The following is a 20,528-nucleotide window of genomic DNA, read 5'->3' as shown; positions in this document are numbered from 1 at the left end:
GACATTGACAGAACAAATCCCATACTGGAAACGCATTTGGTACTTACGCAGAGGTCCTCGAATCAATGACGGTTGGACCGAACTGAGCCGACGGTCTCGAAATTGGGAATCTATGTATCGAGAGCGTTGGCAGCATGACAGGATTGTCCGTTCGACGCATGGAGTGAACTGCACTGGGTCCTGTAGTTGGCAAATTTACGTCAAGGACGGCATTATCACGTGGGAGACGCAGCAGATTGACTATCCGTCCCTCGGACATGACTTCCCAGAATATGAGCCGCGTGGATGTCCGCGCGGAGCCAGCTTTTCGTGGTATACATATAGTCCGATGCGCGTGAAGTACCCATATGTTCGCAAAGAACTGTTGTCTCTTTGGCGAAAAGAGCGCGAGACAAGCCATCCGGTTGAGGCTTGGCGGCGCATTGTGACGGACTCGGACAAACGTGCTCAGTATGTGCGCAGCCGTGGTAAGGGGGGTCTCTTGCGCGCAAGCTGGGATGAAGTGAGCGAAATCATTGCGGCATCCAACATTTACACCATTTTAGAATATGGACCAGACCGAATTGCGGGATTTAGTCCGATTCCCGCCATGTCCCAAGTGAGTTATGCGGGGGGATCGCGCTATTTGTCGTTGATAGGCGGGTCCGTTCTGAGCTTCTATGACTGGTACGCTGACTTGCCACCTGCATCTCCGCAAATTTGGGGTGAACAAACGGATGTTCCGGAAAGTGGCGATTGGTACAATGCCAAGTATTTTATTATTTGGGGTACGAATTTACCGATGACACGGACTCCCGACGCTCATTTCATGGTGGAAGCACGCTACAACGGAACGAAAGTGATTGGCGTCAGCCCGGATTATTCAGAGTACATTAAGTTTGCAGATCAGTGGTTACCAGCGAAAGCGGGTACCGATGCTGCGCTGGCCATGGCCATGACACACGTCATCTTGAAGGAATTTTATGTCGACAAATCGACCCCGTATTTTTTGGACTACGTACAGCGTTACACTGATTTACCGTTTTTGGTCACGCTTCAAGAATCGGATGGCACGTTCCGGCCAGACCGCCTACTGCGAGCAAGCGACCTGGGTTCTGTGGAATCGAACGCCGAGTGGAAACCCGTAGTTTGGGACGAGCTTCGCAACAGTCCGGCCGTTCCAATTGGAAGCATCGGTTATCGATGGGATGAATCGGGTCAATGGAATTTGAATTTAGAGGATGCGGCAGGAAGCACCATCCGTCCGGTACTCAGCTTGCTCGAAGGCGCTGAAGATACAGTACCCGTCGAATTTCCTCATTTTTTGGACGGCCATCGACAGGCTCAGTTGATGCGACGCCATGTTCCCTGCAAGCGACTACGGCTGAATCATGGCGAAACTGTGGTTGTCACGACGGTTTTTGACTTGCTCCTAGGGCAGTGTGGCGTTGGACGGGGACTAGCTGGCGAATATCCTGCGAATTATGATGATCCGATGCCGTGCACACCGGCTTGGCAAGAAGCCATTACAGGCGTTCGCCGTGAGGATGCAATTCGCGTTGCAAGAGAATTTGCGGAAAATGCGGAGTTGACACGAGGTAAGTCCATGATTGCTCTTGGGGCGGGGACAAACCATTGGTACCATAGTGACCTCATCTATCGAAGCATCATCAATTTAGTTCTTCTGACCGGATGTGAAGGGGTGAACGGAGGTGGATGGGCGCACTATGTCGGACAAGAAAAAGTACGGCCGATGGAGGGGTGGTCTACGGTCGCGTTTGGTCTCGACTGGGTTAAGCCTCCGCGTCAAATGCAAGGAACGCTGTTCTTCTATTTTGTGTCCGACCAGTTTCGCTACGAGGAACTCCACGCCGAGTCAATTGGCACACCGTTTTCTTCGCGCTTTCAAAGCATGCATCCAGCGGATATGGCCGCACTGTCTGTTCGACTGGGTTGGCAGCCTTCTTATCCGCAATTGCGCCAAAATCCTTTGAGGGTTGTCCAAGAGGCTCGTGCGGCCGGTGCAAAAACGGATGCGGAAGTTGTGCAGAGAGTAGCTGACGGCTTGGCGAGCGGCGAGATACAGTTTGCCGTTGACGCGCCGGATCATCCACAAAATTTCCCTCGAGTATTTTTTGTCTGGCGCTCGAATTTACTAGGTTCCAGTGGGAAGGGTCACGAGTACTTTATTAAACACATGGTCGGTAGTGACGGACATGTGTTGGCCAATGAAAAGTCGTCCTGGAAGCCGGAAACTATCGATGTCCCGGAAGATGCGCCCATTGGAAAGCTCGACTTGCTCGTGGATGTCGACTTTCGCATGACCTCGACCGCGCTATACTCAGACGTCATTTTACCCGCCGCCACGTGGTATGAGAAATACGACGTATCGACTACGGACATGCATCCTTACGTACACCCATTTAATCCGGCCATCTCTCCTCCTTGGGAGACGCGCAGCGACTGGGCTGCTTTTCGGAAGCTCGCGGAAACCTTTACATGCTTGGCGAAAGAATATCTACCTTTGCAAGAAGACTTAGTGATGTCTCCGCTCGGACACGATGCGAAGGGAGAAATCGCTCAGCCGTATGGGAAAGTCAAAGACTGGCGGCGAGGTGAATGTCCACCCAAACCGGGGCTGACGATGCCGAATTTTGCGATTGTGAAGCGGGACTATCCACATTTGTACGAGCAGTTTGTGACTCTTGGACCCTTGGCGGAGTCTGCGTTGACAACGAAGGGGATTACGATTCCTGGAAAATCTGCATATCAGGAACTGATTCAAAGAGTAGGCACGTATTCCGAAGAGGGAATTGGAAACGGACGTCCTACACTGGAAATGGATAAAAATGTGGTTGAGGCCATTCTCACTTTATCGGGTGCGACCAACGGAGAGAGAGCCCATGAAGAGTGGACAGCGTTGGAGAAAACGACAGGACTCCATTTGTCAGAAATAGCGGATCATCATCGGTCCATTGCGCAAACGCTCCAGACCATCAGTGCCCAGCCTCAATTTACTTTGGCGACTCCTGTATGGAGCGGACTGGAGGGTGCAGACAGACGCTATTCGCCGTTTACCTCGAACGTGGAATACAAGATTCCCTGGAGAACGTTGACAGGCCGTCAGACTTTTTATTTGGAACATGAAATGATGTTGGAATTTGGCGAGTCCTTGCCAGTCTATCGCCCACCTCTTGAACTCACTCCGTTTCGCTCGGATGAGGGTGTGCCAATGGAGGGAAAGACGGTCACCGTACGATATCTGACGCCGCATCAAAAGTGGGGAATTCATTCAACGTATGCGGATACTCCGCGCATGTTGAGCTTATTTCGTGGCGGTCAGACCATCTGGATGTCAGAGCAAGATGCTGAAAAAATTGGTGTGCGCGATAACGACTGGGTGGAAGTGTACAACCGCAATGGTGTCATTGCCGCTCGTGCGGTTGTGTCGTATCGGATTCCGGAAGGTATTTCAATGATGTATCACGCGCAAGACCGCACAGTCGGAGTTCCGGGAACGCAGATAACAAAAGACAGAGGCGGAACACACAACAGTGTGACGAGAATCATTCCGAAGCCTACGCACATGATAGGGGGTTATGCCCAACTGTCCTTTGGCTTCAATTATTATGGGCCAACTGGGCACCAAAGAGATGTTATGGCAGTGATTCGACCGCTCAAGGAGGTGCGTTGGCTTGAAGATTAAAGCACAAATTGCCATGGTAATGAATCTCGACAAGTGCATTGGCTGTCACACCTGCAGTGTCACGTGTAAGAATACGTGGACGAGTCGTCCTGGGGCCGAATACATGTGGTTTAACAACGTCGAAACCAGGCCAGGCCCAGGTTATCCGAAATTATGGGAGGATCAAGACAAGTATCAAGGAGGGTTTGTGCTCAAAAATGGGCGTTTGATGCTCAAAACAGGCGGCGCTGCAAAGCGCCTGTCGAACATTTTCGGTCCAGCAGAAATGCCAGTGATTGACGACTATTACGAACCATGGACATATGACTACGGAAATCTTCTGGAGAGTCCCCACCGCAAGCATCAGCCTGTGGCCCGACCGAAATCAAGCTTGACTGGGAAAAATATGGACAATCCTGTGTGGGGCCCTAATTGGGACGACGATCTCGCTGGAGGAAAACAGATTGCCCCGACGGATCCTAATTTTAGAAACGTTCAAAGTCACGTGGCGTTTGAGTATGAGCAGACGTTTATGATGTACTTGCCACGCATTTGCGAGCATTGTCTGAATCCAGCCTGTGTGGCCGCGTGTCCGTCGGGTGCCCTGTATAAGCGAGATGAAGACGGTATTGTTTTAGTCGATCAGGAGGCGTGCAGGGGGTGGCGTTTCTGTGTAAGTTCGTGTCCCTACAAAAAAGTGTATTTCAACTGGAACACGCATAAAGCGGAAAAATGTACCTTTTGTTATCCGCGAATAGAGGCCGGACTGCCGACCATCTGTTCTGAAACATGCGTCGGGAGAATTCGGTATTTAGGTGTGCTGCTCTATGATGCTGACCGGGTACGAGCAGCGGCCTCGGAACCGCAAACCGATAATCTCTACAAAGCGCAATTGGATTTATTTCTCGATCCGTTTGACCCAGAGGTCATCAAATGTGCTCGAGAACAGGGTATCAATGATGCCTGGTTGGATGCTGCCCAGCAGTCTCCCGTTTATCAGATGGCGGTAGAATACAAAGTTGCTCTTCCCTTACATCCGGAATTCAGAACTCTCCCTATGGTTTGGTATGTGCCTCCGCTAAGTCCCATTATGAATCAACTGAGTAACGAGGAACACCTGACGGACCAAGGATATCTCGCCGCTATTTCTGATATGCGTATTCCAATGGAGTACTTGGCATCGATTTTGACGGCAGGAGATGTGGAAGTGATTCGCGGGGTATTGCTTCGCCTGACGGCCATGCGCATGCATATGCGCAACAAGACTGTGGGTGGGATGACAGAGAATGCCTTACTCCAAGCGAGTGGCTTGACCGCAAGCGAACTTGAGCGCATGGCCCGGCTGTTTGGTGTAGCAAAGTACAATGAGCGTTTTGTCATTCCGACAGGACAGCGTGAAATGGACAATATGTTGCCGTATCAGCAAGGCGCGTGTAGCATCGAGGAATTGGCGCCGCCGGAGGGACCTGGTGCATTGATCGGGTGGGACAGCTGATGAGCGAGCAGACGGAACGCACGCTGTACGAAGATGGGCGAAAAATCCCATTATCGCCGCGGACGATCACACTTTTTTCCGCAGCGCGTATGCTCTCCTACCCGGGCGAAACAGATTTTTTTCGTCAGTTGCGAGACAGTTACGATGCTCTGGAGGAAGTCGGGATGCCAATGGACAGTCCATTGGCCCGTGCTATGGGCGCGATGCTTGGTTTATCTCCTGTCGATTTGGAAGAGCACTATGTGTCAGTGTTTGATTTGTCGCAAGAGACCACTTTGCATTTAACTGCGCACGAATACGGCGACGGGCGCCAGCGCGGTCCTGCTCTTCTGGAATTGGCTCAGACTTTTCGCGCGGCGGGATGGATGCCTGCGGAGGAGCAATTATCCGATTATTTGCCGCAACTCTTGGAGTTTTTAGGTATGGTCGAGGCTTCTCGGCAAACCCAAACAGTACTTGCGTTGGAACAGCGCATTTCTAATCTTTGCCGCCTGATGGAACAACGGCTGGCAGGAGACGGCGTCTATGAATTCATCTTTTCCGCACTGCGAACCGTCTTAGTGCCAGCCGATGAGACGATTTTAGCGCGGGCGGAGCCATCGGCCGATTTTGATAGTCGGTCCGGCGGCGAAGACGATGCAGCAGCGGACATGCCGTATCCTCTTCACTATGAATCTGACAGTCGCAGTCGTACCTGAGACGAGAGGGACCACGTTGCGGTGCGTATCTGTAAAAGTTTTCAACAAAGGAGGTTTTCTCGATGGCAATGCTGTGGTGGGGGGTTTTTCCGTACATCTGTTTAGGTTCGATTGTGTTTGGGTCGATGTACCGCTATGCGTATCACCCGATGAGTTGGACATCCAAATCCAGTGAGTTGTTAGAACGACGTTGGTTGCGGATTGGTAGTATGCTGTTTCACTGGGGACTACTCTTTGTGGTTATTGGTCACATTATGGGATTGCTAATCCCGATTCAAGTATACCAATGGCTTGGTGTATCGAATACGATGTACCACACGAACGCGGAACTCTTTGGTGGATTCTTCGGTTTGGTTACCTTAATCGGGATGACGATTCTTTTGCTGCGGAGGATTTTTAACGCCCGCGTGCGTAGGAACTCCAGTCCGTCGGACTTTCTCGCGGATGCGTTGCTTTGGATTGTGATTGCTTTAGGGGAGGCCATGACGACCATTTGGGACACCGTCAATGGTCCCTACGAATATCGAACGACGGTCGGTCCGTGGGTGCGTAGTCTGTTTACATTGCAACCGAAAATTGAACTGATGGTTCATGTTCCTTTGTTACTGCAAATCCACATCATCGCGTCGTTCGTCCTGTTTGGAGTAGCGCCGTTTACGCGGTTGATACATATGTACAGTGCACCCATCATCTATATCACAAGGGCACCTATGCAGTATCGGTCCCGTGTTCGCTATGCACATCGCCCACCAAGAGAGCGCAGTTAACTTGATGACGCGGGAGGAGACTGTTCTGTGTCGCAGGTTCAGCTCGATAGTTTGAGAAAAGTAAATATCTTTCAAGACTTTACGACGGAGCAACTGACGGAAATTCAGAGCATGGCGACCATGCATACATTTGACCGAGGATATACGATTTTTATGGAAGGCCACGAGCGCGAATTTGTTTTCTTCATTCTTCGAGGATTGGTGAAGGTTTTTCAAGTCAATAAAGACGGACGTCAGCATATCGTTAACATACTTGGCGTTGGCGAGATGTTCCCGCACATTGGCTTTTTTAGTCGGGTCCCGTATCCTGGGACCGCTCAAACGATGGATGCGACTACACTCTTGTCGATTCGCTGTACTCAGTTCGATGCTTTTTTAGAAGCTCATGAAGACATTACGCATAAAGTCATGGCTGTGATGAGTACTCAAATTTCTCGTCTCCAGTTGAAAATTCAAGAGCTTTCGCTCTACGATTCGCGCCATCGTGTTATCGCGTTGTTGAAACATTTGGCGGAGGAACATGGAGAGATTTGTGGAAACCAAGCGCACATCCAACTTCCTTTGACGCATTCTGAGATGGCTCAGATGATTGGCGTCACGCGTGAGTCCGTCAATCGCGTGTGGAGCGAATTGCGCCGCGAAGGGGTCATTACCGGGAGGACTGACCAGTGGACTTTTCATTTTGACAAACTGACCGACGACTGAGAGAGTCGCCGGTCAGTTTTTTTCTTCTTCTTTTTCTTTGCTTAAGCGGTGAAAGACAGTTGAGGGCCAAAAACTTCATAGTGAATGTCTTGCTCCGCAACTCCAAAATCGCGCAAAGAGCGATTCATGGCGTGCATGAAGGGCGCAGGTCCACAGAAGTAAAAGTCCGCCTCGGGTCCGGCCAGTACAGACTGTAACCAAGGTAGGTCAATAAATCCGGATTTATCGAATTTACGCTGCACTTGGTCGTTTTCTGTGGGAGTTTCGTAGACAACCTTGTAGGTCAGGTTGGGATGTGATTTCGCGAGTGTCTCCACTTCTTCTTGGAAGGCGTGCACATCTCCGTTGATGGCTGCGTGAATGTAGGTGATGTCGCGCGTTGCGTTGTTGTGCAATGCCGACTTCAGCATACTCAAAATGGGCGTCATACCAACTCCACCACTGAGGAAGACGAGCGGCCGAATGGTGTCTGTGTCTGACAGGATAAAGTCGCCTGCGGGAGCACTCACTTCCAAGACGTCACCCTCGTTAACGTGTGCATGGAGATAAGTGGACACTTTCCCAGGTGGCTGATTGGGTATGGTGTCTTCTCGTTTGACGGAGATGCGGTAGTGATTTGGGTTTGGTACGTCCGATAGGCTGTAGTGTCGAACATGTGCGTATTTTTCGCCAGGAATGTGAATCGAGAAAGTCAGGTACTGCCCCGGTTCGTAAGAGACAATGGCGGAGCCATCCTCTGGACGTAGGTAAAAGGACGTGATAACGTCGCTTTCGACCACCTTTTTATCGACAATGAATCGCCGGTACCCAATCCATCCTCCTGGTTTATTGGCGACTTCTTCATACATTTGCTGCTCGACGGAAATGAACGCCCCTGCAATTTCACCATAGGCCTCTGACCAAGCTTGAAGGATTTCCGGTGTGGCTGCATCCCCTAAAACTTCAGACATTGCTGCGAGCAGATTCTCACCGACAATCGGATAATGTTCTGGCTTCACTCCGATACCTCTATGTTTTTGAGCAATTTGCTTGACGGTGGGCATGATGTCATTCAATCGATCAATGTGTACGGCAGCTGCGTAAACTGCGTTTGCCAGCGCTGTCTGTTGGCGACCTTCCTGTTGATTGCTATGATTAAAGACATTCAATAACTCGGGGGTGTTTTCAAAGAGCCGAGCGTAAAACCTGGTCGTGATTTCTGTTCCGTGAATCTCGAGAACAGGGACGGTGGAGCGGATAATTTCGATGGTCTGTTTGGACAACAAGGGCATGACCTCCTAGGACAATGGGTGAAGAAAGAGCGCAACGGAGTGAAGTAAAACCACAACGACGACAGTATAGACCCTTCGCCGCATTAAAGGTGTATTTTATATGCATCTTTTGTGGAGATAATTTGACACTTTCTCCATCTGATCTTCGGTTTCTCGGTTAGGATGTTGTTAGACACGGGTAGAATGTCTCGGACACTTGGAGGGTTATTCATGAATCTGACGCGATTTAGTGACTATTCTCTGCGGATTCTTCTTTACGTGGCGCTGCAGCCCGATAACGAATTATCCAATATTGAATCCATTTCGCGAGTTTACCGCATTTCTAATCACCATCTGGTCAAAGTGGTTCACGAGCTTGGCAAGCTCGGTTATTTGAAAACGGTTCGCGGCCGCTCTGGCGGTATTCGACTTGCGAAGCCACCTGAGGAAATTTGCATTGGCGAGGTGATTCGCCATACGGAAGATAACTGGAATTTGGTCGAGTGTTTCGATGAAGAGAACGGTTTTTGCATTCTCAATCCGATGTGTCGTCTGAAAGGAGTATTCTCGGAAGCGCTACGGGCCTATCTTGAGGTTCTGGACAAGTATACTTTGGCCGACATGATTGTGAATCGACAAGCACTACAAAAGCAGTTTGAATTGCCTCTCTCGTGAAGCATCGATGTCAACAAGAGCAAGGCGCCGACCATGTAGAACTCGACTAACAGTCCTTCAACTATGACATCAAGCGGACAGACGGGGACTGTCGTGGTGTGTGCACTGCCTTTGTTGAAGGGACTATAATGAGGCGTGAATTGCACTCAGTTTGGAGGGACGATGGACCGATGAAAGCCGTGGTTGTGACGGCATTTGGCCGACCCGATGTGTTGCGCTATGTGGATAAGGAGATGCCCGTGCCAGGTCCGGGGGAGGTGCGCATTCGGACCGTGGCGACGAGCGTCAATTTTGCCGATGTGATGGCTCGCCAAGGCCGCTACCATGCGGGTGGACAGCCGCCCTTTGTGCCCGGGTTGGATGTAGCCGGAACTGTGGATGAGCTGGGCGAGGGAGTCGATGCTGGATGGCAAGGGAAGAGAGTGGTCGCCTTCCCTAGCGGCGGATCGTACAGCGAATATGTGGTCGCTAAGGTGGACTTGACTTACGAAATTCCAGAGAACCTGGATTGGCACACGGCCGCAGGCATGCTGACGGTTGCTGTGACGTCTTATGAATTGTTGACAAAAGTGACGCAATTGGCGGCAGGAGAGCGCGTGTTGGTCCATGCTGCGGCCGGAGGTGTGGGTTCCGTCGCACTTCAGTTGGCGCGGCACTTGGGAGCCAGTAGAGTCATTGGTGTGGTCGGCAGTACGAAGAAAATGGAGTTTGCGAGCACACACGGCGCAGACGTGGTCATTAAAGCGGCCAATGGGGGCTTTGCCGAGGGTGTATTGGAAGCCACGGAGAGAAAAGGAGTCGATGTCATCCTAGACTCCGTCGCAGGCGATGGCTTTGCGGAGAACCTGCGCTGCTTGGCTCCGTTCGGTCGAATTGCGGCCTTCGGCAGTGCTTCAGGGAAGCCCGGACAGGTCCAGACCCAGGAGTTGCACGGCAGTTGTCGATCCGTTCGAGGATACAGCATGGGAACCACCCGTCGCCTGCGTCCGCAAACCTTGCGTCCATCGGTGGACGCCGTCTTGGGTTTGGCGGCCAGTGGCAAGCTGCATGTGCCCGTCAGTGCGCGTTTTCCGCTCGAAGACTGCAAAAAGGCGCATGAGTTGCTGGAGAGCCGTCAAAGCACAGGAAAGATTGTGCTCGTTGTTCAGCCTTAAACGGACTGCGTCGTAGCATGCAGATCCGCTCTGCTCGCAGGTGTCCACCGCGGCTCTCATCCGTCGAACCCAGAGCCGCGGTCTGACCTGCCTTGTTGAGAAGCATGGAAAGCGGACGTGTCATCAAGCGACCGAGTCTGTTCAGACGGCGTGGGTCAGCGCGTCGAAGTCCGCTGGGTCGAGTGTTATCGCAGCTGCTGCCATATTCTCTTCGAGATGGGCAACGGAGGATGTTCCAGGTATGGGCAACATGACAGGCGATTTTTTGAGCAACCAGGCCAGTGCGAGTTGCGATGGCTTCGCCTGATGACGTTTTGCGAGTTCATCCAGCGGGCCACCTTCTTTGGCAAGTGCGCCAGTCGCAAGCGGGAACCAGGGGATGAAGCCCATCTCGTGTTCTTCGCAGTATCTGAGCACGGATTCGGCGTCTCGCTTGGCCAGATTGTACAAATTTTGCACCGACACGATGGTTGCAATCTTCTTCGCCTGCTCAATCTGTTCCACGGTCACTTCGCTTAGGCCAATGTGGCGAATTTTCCCCTCTTTTTGGAGCAAAGCAAGCTCCCCAATTTGTTCCTCCAATGGAACCTTCGGGTCAATGCGGTGCAACTGCAAGAGGTCGATCCGCTCTAGACCCAGATGGCGCAGACTGAGCTCGACTTGCTGGCGCAGATATTCGGGTCGGCCGACTGGGCGCCAATCGTTGGGACCGCATCGAGTCAGACCTGCTTTGGTCGCGATAACCAAGTCTTTCGGATACGGATGCAGTGCTTTGCGGATGAGCATCTCCGATACGAACGGTCCATATGAGTCGGCTGTATCGATAAAGTTGACGCCGAGTTCAAGCGCGCGCTTGAGCACGCGAACCGCCTCGTCAGGGTCTTTCGGGTCTCCCCAAATGCCAGGGCCCGTCAATTGCATTGCGCCATAGCCGAGGCGGTGAACCGGCAAATCTCCTCCAAGCGTGAAGGTACCGGATTGTTTTGCGTGAACGCTGTCTGTCGCCATCTCTGCACTCCTCCATTTCGACTGGGTACACTGTCCATTTTATCGCTCTTTGGACTCAGAGCGAAATTCTGGGTCCATACTCCTTGATTTATTTAGTTTCGCTAGATAAACTGAAATCCGGAATGGAGTGAACGGTTGCGGTTGGCTTATGGACCGCAGGAGGTGTTTTCGGAGATGGAGGACGAGATGCGAGAGAACGGCATGATGGGACAATTTTTGGATGCTATGCAACAACTGCATCGCCTGTTGCGAAGGCAGCGCTTTGCCGAGATAGAGGGAGTGGAACCAACGAGATCGCAATGGCTCATTCTGCGAACGCTGGGGCGATGCGAATCCTGCTCGATGGGTGAACTGGCCGAGCGACTCGATGTGAGAGCAAGCACGATGTCGCAGATGATTGACCGATTGGAATTGGCTGGACTTGTGGAACGTCGCGTGGATGAGGCGGACGCACGCTCTCGTTCTGTCTCTTTGACGATATCCGGTCGCGAGGCGCTGGAAGCTGGGCGGCGGGCTCAGGAAAATTTACTGGCCGCAAGTTTTGCTGCCTTTGAAGCCGGAGAGGTAGAAGTGTTGGTGCGGTTACTCACGCGTCTGGCCGAGGTGATGAAGGATGCGGGGAGCGCATCGAATGTGCCGCGACGATAGGGTGCAATAAAGGAGGAAAGAACGATGCACGGAGGTAGCGGGTTTGGACGGATTTCGTCGTATAAGACCCTCGACAAGAGTCAGAAAATTCCGTTGCGTAAGGTTCCGTGGAAGCGCATCTGGAGTTATTTTCGCCCCTATAAAGTCCCTCTCATCTCGGTTATTTTTGTCATTGCCCTAGCGGCTATTTTCGGCACACTGCAACCTGTATTGATGCGGCAAATTGTCGACAATGCGCTGCTCAAGCACAACTATCCGCTGTTGGACAAATTGACGGTCTGGATTATCGGACTCATTGTGGCCAGTTCTCTCCTTGGAGTACTGCAGACGTACATCAACTCGTGGATTGGCGAGGCGGTCATGAATGACTTGCGCGTCAAGCTTTACGCCCACTTGCAGCGCATGCCCGTCGACTTTTTTACGAAGACCAAGACGGGCGAAGTGATGTCGCGCATGACAAATGACGTTCAACAGTTGCAGAGCGTGGTCACGCAGACGTATGGGCAGACGCTGAACAATCTGCTGGTGGTGGTCACCACGACGATCGCGATGTTGGAGATGAATCTGGAACTCGCTGTCGTCTCGCTTGCCATTTTGCCTATCTTCATCTTGCCGTTGCGCCAGGTGGGAAAAATCACGTATCGGGTGCGGCGGGACACGCAGGCAAAAATCGGCGAGATGTCGTCGCATATGGCCGAAACGCTGTCGCTGAGCGGAGCCCTGTTGATTAAACTGTTTGGCCGGCAGCAACAAGAGGTGGAGCATTTTACTGGCATTAGCCAGGAGATTCGCGCGCTCGATATTAAGCAGACGCTCGTTGGCCGCTGGTTTTTCATGTTTCTCAGTATCATTACCGCGTCCGGACCAGCTATCATTTATTTCGTCGGAGGACATCCGTTTTTTGGTCGAACGGTCTCCATCGGCACGATGGTAGCGTTTACGGTGTTTCTCACGCGACTCCTCCAGCCGGTCTCGTCTCTCGCGAATACGGGTGTCAATGTGTACAGCAGTGTAGCTTTGTTTGACCGACTCTTTGAATATCTCGATTTAACCCCGTCCATCGAGGATGCGGCAGAGCCGGTCGATGTGCCCGAGGTGCGAGGTCACGTGCAGTTCCACGACGTCTGCTTTTCATACGGGGGAGACCGGCTAGCACTCGACCATGTCCAGCTCGAGGCCAAACCTGGCCAAATGATTGCGCTCGTCGGGCCAAGTGGCGCGGGCAAGTCGACGATAAGCTATTTGGTGGCCAGACTGTACGACCCGTCCGCGGGCTCGGTCACGCTCGATGGTATCGACCTAAAAAACATTCGACTCTCTTCGCTCTCTGTGGCCATGGGCATGGTGACGCAAGATACTTTTTTGTTTCACGACACGATTCTCGCCAACTTGCGCTTTGCCAAGCCAGACGCCACTGACGACGAAGTGGTCGCAGCGACCAAAGCAGCGGCCATCCACGACCTGATTGTCTCTCTTCCTGAGGGGTATAACACCGTGGTGGGTGAGCGTGGGCACAAGCTTTCGGGCGGCGAGAAGCAGCGTATGTCGATTGCGCGTGTGCTGCTCAAAAATCCGAGAGTTGTCGTGTTAGACGAGGCCACTTCAGCGCTCGATTCGGCTTCTGAGCGCGCCGTGCAAGACGCATTGGCGGCACTGTTGACGGGGCGCACCGCCATTGTCATCGCGCACCGATTGAGTACCGTGTTAGAAGCCGACTGTATCTATGTCGTGGAGCAAGGTCAGATTCGGGAACACGGTACGCACGCAGAGCTTCTCGAAACAGGCGGTCTCTATCAACGACTCTTTCACGAACAATTCGCCCGCGCTTTGGAAGATGTGCGCGTGGTGGGATGAAGTGCGCGTGACAATGCATACACGGCGGCAGCGAGTGCTGCAACAAAAAAACCCACTGGCCAGCCAGTATCGTAAGAGAGGAAGATGGATAGAGCGACGATGAAGACCGCGATGGCAGCGGACAATCCCATGGCGTGAAGAGGACGGACGGTCCAATAGCGCGCTGCTGCAGCAGGAGCTATCATCAGGCTGAAGGACAAAAGTGCTCCCACAATCGGCACGGTGACTGCCGTTGCGAGACCAACTACGATGAGAAATACCGTCTCCATCCGGCGCGGTCGGATGCCGCGGGCTTCGGCAGTCGTCGGAAGGATGGACAGTAGCAGTAAGGGACGGTAGAGAAAACCGAGCAAAACGACAGAGATGACCCCGATGGCGGCTGTGTCGAGAACTTCCCGGTGCGTAATACCGAGGATTTCGCCAAACAGGAGGCTATAAATCTCCGGCGCGTAGAGGTTGTTCAAATTGAGAAAGAGGGCTCCTGTTCCGAGCAGAAACACGAGCGTCAAAGCAGTGACCACATCGTGTCGTCCGCGGCGACCCAGCCAGGCGATTCCAAGCGCACCGCCGACGCTAAACATGGCTAAACCAAGAATGGAATTGAAGCCGAAAAATGTGGCACACGCCGCACCGGCAAATCCTCCTTTGGGTAAAGCGTGCGCCACAAAAGCAGAGCCGCGGAGGACCACAAAGAAACCCACGAAACCAGCGATGACGGCGACGATGCTGGCCCCTTCCCACGTGTCGACCATAAAGCTGGAAGAAAACAGTCCAGGTGGGAACAACCATGACCAGAGTGTACTCATGCGTCTCCTCGCTCTCTCGGCGATGCAACCTTTTTCCACGTTTGTGGAAAATGCCTGTAAGGGTTCCGCCGTATTCTGACGCGCGAAATCGATGTAGCTCCGGCGCTGGCCGCAAGATAAAACAACAAGAGGAGTGCAGCTACAAAGAAACTCACTGGCCAGCCGCGATGGAGTGGCGGCCAGTTGTAGCTGTCATAGGCACAGAGAATGCCGAGCCATGTTGCCAACAGTCCAACCAGGGCCGCAACGGTCATGGCTTGGCCAGGACGTTTGACGAGCCGTATCGCCGTGGCTGCGGGGCCGATGAGCAAGGCCGTGCTAAGCAGCGCACCTATGAGAATGGCTGCTTGTTCGACGGTCATCGCCAACGCCGACATGAACAGAATGCTGACGACGCGAACGGGTACGCCGCGCGCTCTCGCCAAGTCGGGGCTGAGAGAACTCAGCAGCAGGGGTCGATAGAGAACGAACAAGAGCATGAGCGTGAGTATGGCCAAAGAGAGAGTGATAGGGACAAGAGCGGGATCGATCAAAAAAATCGAACCAAACAGAATGGTCATTGGAGCTCCTGTGGTGTTGCTGTGCGTGGTATCGAAGTAGAGAAACAGGGCGCCGAGACCGAGAATGAAAGTCAGTGTGATACCTGTTGCCACGTCTCGCTCCCGAGGGCGGCGGCCGAGTACGTCCATGGCTGTGCCTCCGAGGAGTCCGACGGTGAGAAAGCCCCAGATGGCAGGGGCGCCGAGCAAAAAGGCGCCTGAGGCGCCTGTAGCGCCAAAATCGCCGAGCGCATGACCAGCGAACGACTGGCCGCGGAGGACGGCAAATACACCAACCATTCCCGAGAGTATCGCGGTTGCACTGCCGAGTAGCAGAGCTTGACGGACGGACCCGTTCTGAAAGAAGCCGGGCGCGAACACGGCGTGGAAGACATCACTCCACATAAGAGAGAGGCTCCTCTTCTGGTGCAGATGCTTCTGTGCCCGGCCCGCTGACCACGAGGATGCGACCTTTGACGCGCAACACTTCCACGGGGTAGCCATAGAGCTGACTGAGAACGGAACTCTGCACGACTTGGTCGACTGGACCCATGAGGGCCTTTCCATCGGCGAGGTAGACAATGCGGTCCATGACGCTGAGCAGCGGATTCATGTCGTGAGCAACCAGCATGACGGCGACATGCTGTTCTTTGGCAATCTCGGCGACGAGATTCACGACCTCGTGGGCACTGCGGATGTCCAGATTGGACAGAGGTTCGTCCAGTAGCAGCAGTTTCGGCTTGGTGAGAAGTGTCTGTGCGATGAGCAACCGTTGCTGCTCTCCGCCCGACAAGCGTCCGACTGGAGCATCGGCGAAGCTTTGCGCGTGGACTGCGGCGAGCGCCGCATCCACTTTCAGTCGGCGGCGTTTGCTTGGCAGTGGCACGCCGAAGCGGTGGCCGTCGAGGCCGAGTGAAACAAGGTCGCGAGCGCGCATGGGTGTGTCTGGTTCTAACTGAATTTTTTGAGGAACATATCCGACGAACGAGTTGCCATGCCGAGCGGGTAGGCCATCGATGTGGACGCTGCCGGACGTTGGCGTAAGCAGTCCGAGAATGACACGCAGCAGAGTCGTCTTCCCCGCCCCATTTGGGCCAATGAAGCCCATGAATTCGCCTTCACGCACCACAAAATTCACATTCCGCAAGACATCCCGCGCCCCGAAGCGAACAGAAACGCCGCGAACTTCCAGAACCGCATCGCGCGTTGTGTCTTCCACAGTGCGTTCTGTGCTCGATAAGGGAGCGATTTTTCGCATGAGCTGTTTCATCAGTTCATCGTCTCCGTCGATTTGTGATCTTGAAGCGCCGCCTGTACATCTTGAACTTCTCGGAGCATCCAAGTTTGATAGTTTTCGTTGGGTGGCATGGTTTCGTACACGCCTACCACCGGAATGTTGTTTTGCTTGGCCAAGAGAAGAAGCGAGTTGGTCAGCGGATCGACCACCTGTTGGTTGTAAAGAAACACCTTGACACGATGCTCGGTGAACAGCTTTTTTTGAATCTCGACAGTCTGTGGAGAAGGGTCCGTACCATTCATCACGTCCGCCTGAAATGTCCATGGTGTCTCGTTCTTGAGTCCGGCGGCGTTCAGCATGTCATCTGCGACGGGTTCGGTTGTTGCCACGGGCGCACCCGGGTACTGGGCCTTCAACGCGGTGATGGCGGCGTTCCACGGCTGCAGTGAATGAAGGAATCGCTGCAGATTTGCCTGAAAGTAAGCTTTGTGTGCAGGTTGCAACTGGCTCAGCCTATTCTCGATGGCGGTCGCCACCACCGGCATGGTGGAGGGGCTGTACCAAAGATGCGGATTCGGCGTGCTGTCCGGTAAATCGAGCAGGTGTTGCACGTCAATCACGGTCCGCGCCGGATTTTGCGATGCACTTTCCAGTTTGCTCATAAACGTGTCATAACCCAGTCCGTTTTGCACGATGAGTTTTGCGCTGCTGATGACGTTTGCCACTTGTGGACTGGCTTCGAATGTATGCGGGTCGGTATTCGGATTACTCATGATAGCGGTCACCTGTACGTACGGACCGCCAATTTGTGAAATCACGTTAGCATACTCGTTTTCTGCACCCACTGCGCGAATCACGGTGGATGAATTCGTCAGCTTGGTGGCCGGCGTAGTCGAGGAGTGCGATGAGTTGAGTTCTGCGGGGGCGGAACCGCAGCCGACTGCAGCCGCCAGAATCAGGCCGACCGCGGCAAACGTAGGTAACGAGTGCTTCCAAAAAGGTGATTTCGTAAAAGGGGTGGTCATCGTCTCATCGCTCCTGTAGGATACCTAGTCTTCCCATTTCAGAGCGAGTATATCAGCATCATTACGAATTGTAAATAGGAATCGTTACGAAATAATCATGGTCGATCCCGCTGCTGTCTCTGTAGGTATCCGTCACAAAAAATCACTCCGGGTTTCCGGAGTGATTTTTTGTCATTCAAACTGGAATGCGCAGCGTTTTGGCCGCTTCTCGCGATTATCGTGAACTGTCCGCAGCATCTTGGCAGTCGTGGCAAATGCCATAGACTTCGAAGCGATGGCTGACGACTTTGAAGTCCGATGGAACGCCTGCTAGTGCATCCATCGGGCAGTCGTCAAGCGGAGAGATGGCCCCGCAACGCACGCAGACGAGATGATGATGGTGCTGTTTTTCGCACGTGAGTCGATAGCGAACGGCATCCTCGTTAAATTCCATCTCTTCAATAATCCCCAATTCGCCAAGCAGATTGAGGGTTCTGTAGATGGTATCGTAACTGACACTCGGGTATTTTTCGCGGACCCATTCATACACATCTTTGGCTGTCAGGTATTTATCTTTGTGCTCCACGAAAATGTCTGCAATCATCTCGCGTTTGCCAGTGAACTTGTATCCGGCATCTTTGAGTTGTTGCAGCACTTCGGCCATCTGGTCCACCTAGAACGCTCCCCTCGCATCTTCTGCTTTCACTCTATCACGAATCGGTACAGAAGGCATCCGCAGCTTTCAGGCATCACCGCTATCCTCTAAGAATACGTTGTCCATGAAACCTACAGCAAGTCTTCAGGGGGATGCTTGTATGGTGCTTATCTATGCGCTTCCAGCAGCAGCGGGGCTCGGCGCACTGCATTCGTTGGAACCAGGTCACGGGAAGGGCGTGCTGTCCGCCTATCTTGTCTCTACTGGAGCAAAAGCGAAGGACGCAGTTCTGATTGGTTGCGTTTCCGCATTTGCGCATACGCTATCGATTTTCCTGTTGGCGGTCTTGTTTCACGCGGGGAGTCATCTCGTCCTCGCCGAACACAGTCTGCAGACGGCGGTTGAACTCGTATCTGGATTGGTTGTGGTCTATCTCGGGGGAAGGATGGTCGTCAGACGGTTACGGCCCAAGGTACAGGTCATCGGGCGTCTTCGTGAGGTGGCACTCGAAGGTTCCACAGCCCCAGCACTTGTGTCCACTTCGCCGGCAGGTGGGAGCGATGAAGGTGGCCTTGTGCCATCCGCACGGGGCGTCCAAGCCCACGTCCATGCTCACAGCTACGAAAGTGGTCACCACGACCATCATCACCATCACTTTGCTGTCGAGCGTGAACCATCTACGTTGCCGGAACTGGTTTCCGTAGGCTTTCTGACGGGCTTGATACCCTGTCCGTCGGCGCTCGCCATTCTGCTGTCCGCCGTCGCCGTCCATCAAATGTCCGTGGGAATCTGGTTGGTGGTCGCTTTCTCTGTTGGATCCGCCACGACCATGTCCACGCTCGGCGTACTGGTGGTTCGTGCAAAGAGTACATTGGCCCACTTTGACAGTTGGCGAGCCGCGGAGAACATGGCTTTTCTGTCCGGGATTCTCTTAATTTTGCTCGGCGGTGTGTTGTCTTGGCAGGCTGCACTGACATTGCTTTGACAATGTGTCATCATAGAGGGGAGACACGGGAAAAAGGGGAGTGGGAAGAATGGAGTCACAGGCATCGGAAGCACATGAAATGTTGCGGCGAGCAGGGGCTGCCGCAGCATCCCAAGCAGGACCGAATAACCCGCTGGCTGGTTTTCTTCGCAGTGCACTAAGAACTCGTGAAGAGCGCTTGAATCCATTTGCTTGGTACCGGGAGAGGCGCAGTGTCGGGCCCATACTTCGGGATGAAGAGAGCCAAACATGGGACGTATTTGGCTACGCACAGGCCCAGTCCATCCTGCGCAACCATACACATTTTTCCTCTGCGAGGTTTGCGGGACGCGAATCTGGGATGGGCGAGTTTACGCCTAACATCCTCAGTATGGACCCACCGCGGCACACGGAACTTCGCAGTCTCATCAACCTCGCGTTCACACCAAAAGCCATCGCTGCTTCTGCACCGCGAATTACGGAAATCGCCGAAGAACTGTTGAAGGATGTCTCGTCACGCCTCGCCTCCCATTCCTCGACTGCGTCGGAGGAGAAGGTCATGGATGTCGTTGCTGAGTTGTCCTACCCTCTTCCGGTTATCGTCATCGCGGAAATGATGGGGGTTCCACCAGCGGATCGAGAATTGTTCAAAAAATGGTCTGATTTATTGGTGGAGGGACCGTCCGACGCACGTCCGGAAGCCTTGATGGACTTGATGAATCGGAAAATGGTCGGAAGGCGCGAGTTGAACGAGTATTTCCGGGAAATTGTCGCTCATCAGCAGAAGCACCCTCGAGATAATTTGATTGGAGCCTTGCTCGAAGCTCAATTGGATGGAGAGAAGTTGTCTATGGAGGAATTGCTCAGTTTTTGCGTCCTTCTCTTGGCAGCTGGCAACGAGACCACGACGAATCTCATTACGAATACTTGGCGCTGTCTCACAGAGCATCCGGATGCCTTGGCCGAAGTCGAGGCCAATCGCTCGATGATTCCCGGGGCCATGGAAGAGGCGCTACGATATTATTCACCCGTCCAAGCGACGAGTCGAATCGTGTTGGAAGATGTCGAAATAGAGGGGCAGCAACTTTCCAAAGGAGAGCGAGTCACGGTTTGGATTGGGTCGGCCAATCGAGATGAGAAGATGTTTTCTGAATCTGAGTCTTTTGATATCCACCGCTCACCCAATCCGCACATGGCTTTTGGATACGGCATTCATTTTTGCCTCGGTGCACCGCTCGCCAGGCTTGAAGCCCAGATTGCCTTGACCAAAATGATGGAGTACTTTACGAACTTCGAGTCGGTCCCTGTACCCCTAGAGCCGATTGTCAGCGGCTTCGTCTATGGGGTCAAGTCTTTTCCTATGAAATTGGCTCAACGTCAGTAACTAGGATGAACCAACTTGTGT

18 protein-coding genes are annotated in these 20,528 nt (G+C 53.1%); 11 read left to right on the top strand and 7 right to left on the bottom strand.

Translation table 11 applies throughout. The annotated features are described in order from the left end of the window. Nucleotides 1–4: 4 nt before the first annotated feature. From M4I36_RS14505 to M4I36_RS14485, 5 genes are all read left to right on the top strand, one after another. Nucleotides 5–3,685, top strand: a complete 3,681-nt coding sequence (locus M4I36_RS14505) for a nitrate reductase subunit alpha (RefSeq protein ID WP_258112467.1) — start codon at nt 5–7, stop codon at nt 3,683–3,685. After that, complete coding sequence (gene narH, locus M4I36_RS14500) at nt 3,675–5,159, top strand: nitrate reductase subunit beta (RefSeq protein WP_258112466.1); 1,485 nt, start codon at nt 3,675–3,677, stop codon at nt 5,157–5,159. Before M4I36_RS14505 ends, narH begins: the two co-directional genes overlap by 11 nt. Beyond that, complete coding sequence (gene narJ, locus M4I36_RS14495) at nt 5,159–5,857, top strand: nitrate reductase molybdenum cofactor assembly chaperone (protein ID WP_258112465.1); 699 nt, start codon at nt 5,159–5,161, stop codon at nt 5,855–5,857. Before narH ends, narJ begins: the two co-directional genes overlap by 1 nt. Before the next feature lie 62 nt (nt 5,858–5,919). After that, on the top strand, nt 5,920–6,624 hold the full coding sequence (gene narI, locus M4I36_RS14490) for a respiratory nitrate reductase subunit gamma (protein ID WP_258112464.1): 705 nt from the start codon (nt 5,920–5,922) through the stop codon (nt 6,622–6,624). 27 nt (nt 6,625–6,651) lie between these two features. Then, nucleotides 6,652–7,329, top strand: coding sequence for a Crp/Fnr family transcriptional regulator (locus M4I36_RS14485; RefSeq protein WP_258112463.1), 678 nt, complete (start codon nt 6,652–6,654; stop codon nt 7,327–7,329). A 41-nt stretch (nt 7,330–7,370) separates the two neighbouring features. Here M4I36_RS14485 and hmpA read toward each other — a convergent pair whose 3' ends face one another. After that, on the bottom strand, nt 7,371–8,594 hold the full coding sequence (gene hmpA, locus M4I36_RS14480) for an NO-inducible flavohemoprotein (protein ID WP_258112462.1): 1,224 nt from the start codon (nt 8,592–8,594) through the stop codon (nt 7,371–7,373). Nucleotides 8,595–8,810: 216 nt separating this feature from the next. Here hmpA and M4I36_RS14475 point away from each other — a divergent pair, with 216 nt between their 5' ends. Next, nucleotides 8,811–9,254: an Rrf2 family transcriptional regulator gene (locus M4I36_RS14475; RefSeq protein ID WP_258112461.1), complete on the top strand. Its 444-nt coding sequence runs from the start codon at nt 8,811–8,813 to the stop codon at nt 9,252–9,254. A 170-nt stretch (nt 9,255–9,424) separates the two neighbouring features. Beyond that, nucleotides 9,425–10,408 carry a quinone oxidoreductase family protein gene (locus tag M4I36_RS14470; RefSeq protein ID WP_258112460.1) on the top strand — a complete coding sequence of 328 codons (984 nt, stop codon included), beginning with the start codon at nt 9,425–9,427 and terminating at the stop codon, nt 10,406–10,408. A 141-nt stretch (nt 10,409–10,549) separates the two neighbouring features. Here the strand turns inward: M4I36_RS14470 and M4I36_RS14465 are convergent, their stop codons facing one another. Further along, complete coding sequence (locus M4I36_RS14465; protein ID WP_258112459.1) at nt 10,550–11,416, bottom strand: aldo/keto reductase; 867 nt, start codon at nt 11,414–11,416, stop codon at nt 10,550–10,552. Between the two features lie 174 nt (nt 11,417–11,590). On the opposite strand from M4I36_RS14465, the gene M4I36_RS14460 reads away from it, so the two are divergent. Both M4I36_RS14460 and M4I36_RS14455 read left to right on the top strand, forming a co-directional pair. Next, nucleotides 11,591–12,064, top strand: coding sequence for a MarR family winged helix-turn-helix transcriptional regulator (locus M4I36_RS14460; protein WP_258112458.1), 474 nt, complete (start codon nt 11,591–11,593; stop codon nt 12,062–12,064). Nucleotides 12,065–12,088: 24 nt separating this feature from the next. Then, nucleotides 12,089–13,918 (top strand): ABC transporter ATP-binding protein, encoded by a 1,830-nt coding sequence (locus tag M4I36_RS14455; protein WP_258112457.1) that lies wholly within the window; start codon nt 12,089–12,091, stop codon nt 13,916–13,918. Here the strand turns inward: M4I36_RS14455 and M4I36_RS14450 are convergent. The 5 genes from M4I36_RS14450 to M4I36_RS14430 form a co-directional block, all read right to left on the bottom strand. Next, complete coding sequence (locus tag M4I36_RS14450) at nt 13,870–14,724, bottom strand: metal ABC transporter permease (protein WP_258112456.1); 855 nt, start codon at nt 14,722–14,724, stop codon at nt 13,870–13,872. The two genes, M4I36_RS14455 and M4I36_RS14450, sit on opposite strands and share 49 nt — an antisense overlap. Continuing rightward, entirely contained in the window at nt 14,721–15,668 is a 948-nt protein-coding gene (locus M4I36_RS14445; protein ID WP_258112455.1) for a metal ABC transporter permease, read from the bottom strand. Before M4I36_RS14445 ends, M4I36_RS14450 begins: the two co-directional genes overlap by 4 nt. After that, entirely contained in the window at nt 15,658–16,533 is an 876-nt protein-coding gene (locus M4I36_RS14440; RefSeq protein WP_258112454.1) for a metal ABC transporter ATP-binding protein, read from the bottom strand. The genes M4I36_RS14445 and M4I36_RS14440 overlap by 11 nt, the downstream gene beginning before the upstream one ends. Then, complete coding sequence (locus M4I36_RS14435) at nt 16,533–17,525, bottom strand: metal ABC transporter solute-binding protein, Zn/Mn family (protein ID WP_258112453.1); 993 nt, start codon at nt 17,523–17,525, stop codon at nt 16,533–16,535. Before M4I36_RS14435 ends, M4I36_RS14440 begins: the two co-directional genes overlap by 1 nt. Before the next feature lie 214 nt (nt 17,526–17,739). Then, on the bottom strand, nt 17,740–18,168 hold the full coding sequence (locus tag M4I36_RS14430; protein ID WP_258112514.1) for a Fur family transcriptional regulator: 429 nt from the start codon (nt 18,166–18,168) through the stop codon (nt 17,740–17,742). Between the two features lie 151 nt (nt 18,169–18,319). On the opposite strand from M4I36_RS14430, the gene M4I36_RS14425 reads away from it, so the two are divergent. Both M4I36_RS14425 and M4I36_RS14420 read left to right on the top strand, forming a co-directional pair. Then, nucleotides 18,320–19,144, top strand: coding sequence for an urease accessory protein UreH domain-containing protein (locus M4I36_RS14425; RefSeq protein WP_258112452.1), 825 nt, complete (start codon nt 18,320–18,322; stop codon nt 19,142–19,144). Between the two features lie 49 nt (nt 19,145–19,193). After that, nucleotides 19,194–20,507 carry a cytochrome P450 gene (locus M4I36_RS14420; RefSeq protein ID WP_258112451.1) on the top strand — a complete coding sequence of 438 codons (1,314 nt, stop codon included), beginning with the start codon at nt 19,194–19,196 and terminating at the stop codon, nt 20,505–20,507. Nucleotides 20,508–20,528: the final 21 nt, after the last annotated feature.

The sequence above is a fragment of the Alicyclobacillus sp. SP_1 genome (assembly GCF_024706985.1).
GTDB lineage: Bacteria > Bacillota > Bacilli > Alicyclobacillales > Alicyclobacillaceae > Alicyclobacillus_I.
This window is presented reverse-complemented; position numbering and strand designations above follow the sequence as displayed.

What these genes read in the sequence shown, in the direction of transcription:
- M4I36_RS14445 (WP_258112455.1), bottom strand. Translation starts at nt 15,668, where the DNA reads ATGTGGAGTGATGTCTTCCACGCCGTGTTCGCGCCCGGCTTCTTTCAG.
- M4I36_RS14460 (WP_258112458.1), top strand. Translation starts at nt 11,591, where the DNA reads ATGGAGGACGAGATGCGAGAGAACGGCATGATGGGACAATTTTTGGAT.
- M4I36_RS14455 (WP_258112457.1), top strand. Translation starts at nt 12,089, where the DNA reads ATGCACGGAGGTAGCGGGTTTGGACGGATTTCGTCGTATAAGACCCTC.
- M4I36_RS14420 (WP_258112451.1), top strand. Translation starts at nt 19,194, where the DNA reads ATGGAGTCACAGGCATCGGAAGCACATGAAATGTTGCGGCGAGCAGGG.
- M4I36_RS14430 (WP_258112514.1), bottom strand. Translation starts at nt 18,168, where the DNA reads ATGGCCGAAGTGCTGCAACAACTCAAAGATGCCGGATACAAGTTCACT.
- M4I36_RS14425 (WP_258112452.1), top strand. Translation starts at nt 18,320, where the DNA reads ATGGTGCTTATCTATGCGCTTCCAGCAGCAGCGGGGCTCGGCGCACTG.
- narI (WP_258112464.1), top strand. Translation starts at nt 5,920, where the DNA reads ATGGCAATGCTGTGGTGGGGGGTTTTTCCGTACATCTGTTTAGGTTCG.
- M4I36_RS14440 (WP_258112454.1), bottom strand. Translation starts at nt 16,533, where the DNA reads ATGAAACAGCTCATGCGAAAAATCGCTCCCTTATCGAGCACAGAACGC.
- M4I36_RS14465 (WP_258112459.1), bottom strand. Translation starts at nt 11,416, where the DNA reads ATGGCGACAGACAGCGTTCACGCAAAACAATCCGGTACCTTCACGCTT.
- narJ (WP_258112465.1), top strand. Translation starts at nt 5,159, where the DNA reads ATGAGCGAGCAGACGGAACGCACGCTGTACGAAGATGGGCGAAAAATC.
- M4I36_RS14470 (WP_258112460.1), top strand. Translation starts at nt 9,425, where the DNA reads ATGAAAGCCGTGGTTGTGACGGCATTTGGCCGACCCGATGTGTTGCGC.
- M4I36_RS14450 (WP_258112456.1), bottom strand. Translation starts at nt 14,724, where the DNA reads ATGAGTACACTCTGGTCATGGTTGTTCCCACCTGGACTGTTTTCTTCC.
- M4I36_RS14475 (WP_258112461.1), top strand. Translation starts at nt 8,811, where the DNA reads ATGAATCTGACGCGATTTAGTGACTATTCTCTGCGGATTCTTCTTTAC.
- M4I36_RS14435 (WP_258112453.1), bottom strand. Translation starts at nt 17,525, where the DNA reads ATGACCACCCCTTTTACGAAATCACCTTTTTGGAAGCACTCGTTACCT.